We start from the raw sequence: 2,024 nt of genomic DNA on the forward strand, positions 1-2,024 counted from the left end.
GGGGAGCGAAAGGCGCCCCAAGGTCATTGACATATTGACAGACAGCAACTCTTCTGCCTTTAGCGGGGCGGAAGACTTGGTAAGTACAAACAACATCCGTCAAGGAAGAATAAAAAAACCTGGACCGAGTTGGGATAGATCTTAGTTGTGGAATTTTTGTGATTTGGGAGTTGAAGATAATTTGTTCTCAAGTTATATAAGAATCTACGATGAAGAGTTTGATCCTGGCTCAGGATGAACGCTAGCGGCAGGCCTAACACATGCAAGTCGAACGGTAACAGGGAAAAGCTTGCTTTTCCGCTGACGAGTGGCGCACGGGTGCGTAACGCGTATAGAACCTACCTTCTGCAGGGGGATAGCCCGGAGAAATTCGGATTAATACCCCGTGGTATTATGATCTGGCATCGGATTATAATTAAAGATTTATCGGCAGGAGATGGCTATGCGTCCTATTAGCTAGATGGTGAGGTAACGGCTCACCATGGCATCGATAGGTAGGGGCCCTGAGAGGGGGATCCCCCACACTGGTACTGAGACACGGACCAGACTCCTACGGGAGGCAGCAGTGAGGAATATTGGACAATGGTCGAGAGACTGATCCAGCCATGCCGCGTGCAGGAAGACGGCCCTATGGGTTGTAAACTGCTTTTGTACGGGAAGAATAATGCCCACGTGTGGGCAGATGACGGTACCGTACGAATAAGGACCGGCTAACTCCGTGCCAGCAGCCGCGGTAATACGGAGGGTCCGAGCGTTATCCGGAATCATTGGGTTTAAAGGGTCCGCAGGCGGATCAGTAAGTCAGAGGTGAAAGTTTGCGGCTCAACCGTAAAATTGCCTTTGATACTGCTGGTCTTGAGTTACGGTGAAGTGGCCGGAATATGTGGTGTAGCGGTGAAATGCATAGATATCACATAGAACACCGATTGCGAAGGCAGGTCACTAACCGCCAACTGACGCTGATGGACGAAAGCGTGGGGAGCGAACGGGATTAGATACCCCGGTAGTCCACGCCGTAAACGATGGACACTAGCTGTTGGGCCGCGGTTCAGTGGCTAAGCGAAAGTGATAAGTGTCCCACCTGGGGAGTACGTCGGCAACGATGAAACTCAAAGGAATTGACGGGGGCCCGCACAAGCGGTGGAGCATGTGGTTTAATTCGATGATACGCGAGGAACCTTACCAGGGCTTAAATGTAATGGGACAGGCTTAGAGATAGGCTTTTCTTCGGACTCATTACAAGGTGCTGCATGGTTGTCGTCAGCTCGTGCCGTGAGGTGTCAGGTTAAGTCCTATAACGAGCGCAACCCCTACCGTTAGTTGCCAGCGAGTAAAGTCGGGGACTCTAACGGAACTGCCGGTGCAAACCGTGAGGAAGGTGGGGATGACGTCAAATCATCACGGCCCTTACGTCCTGGGCTACACACGTGCTACAATGGCCGGTACAATGAGCAGCCACTGCGCGAGCAGGAGCGAATCTATAAAACCGGTCACAGTTCGGATCGGGGTCTGCAACCCGACCCCGTGAAGCTGGAATCGCTAGTAATCGGATATCAGCCATGATCCGGTGAATACGTTCCCGGGCCTTGTACACACCGCCCGTCAAGCCATGGAAGCCGGGAGTGCCTGAAGTCCGTCACCGCAAGGAGCGGCCTAGGGCAAGATCGGTAACTAGGGCTAAGTCGTAACAAGGTAGCCGTACCGGAAGGTGCGGCTGGAACACCTCCTTTCTAGAGAAGTCATCAGATTATCTATTAAAGGCGACCAAATCAAACGCGGAAGTTCCTTCAAGCAATTGGGAATCTTCCCGACCGGGCCAGGTTTTTTTAAGCTTCCTTAAAGCATAATTTAAGGATGTTGTTTGTGTCTGTCATTATAACAATGCAGTCTCATAGCTCAGCTGGTTAGAGCGCTACACTGATAATGTAGAGGTCGGCAGTTCGAGTCTGCCTGAGACTACAATGTAGGTGAAGGCAGTGAGAAGTCTACCCCGATGGATATCGGGGAGTCTGCCTGAGACTACG

At 51.6% G+C, this 2,024-nt stretch carries 1 tRNA gene and 1 rRNA gene; both read left to right on the forward strand.

The features are described 5' to 3' along the window. Positions 1–206 precede the first annotated feature (206 nt). Positions 207–1,730: ribosomal RNA gene (locus OZ410_RS14450) — 16S ribosomal RNA — on the forward strand. Between the two features lie 155 nt (positions 1,731–1,885). Beyond that, positions 1,886–1,959: transfer RNA gene (locus tag OZ410_RS14455), tRNA-Ile, on the forward strand. Positions 1,960–2,024 lie beyond the last annotated feature (65 nt).

Origin of the sequence: Robiginitalea aestuariiviva, assembly GCF_029537735.1 — a bacterium.
Lineage (GTDB): Bacteria > Bacteroidota > Bacteroidia > Flavobacteriales > Flavobacteriaceae > Robiginitalea > Robiginitalea aestuariiviva.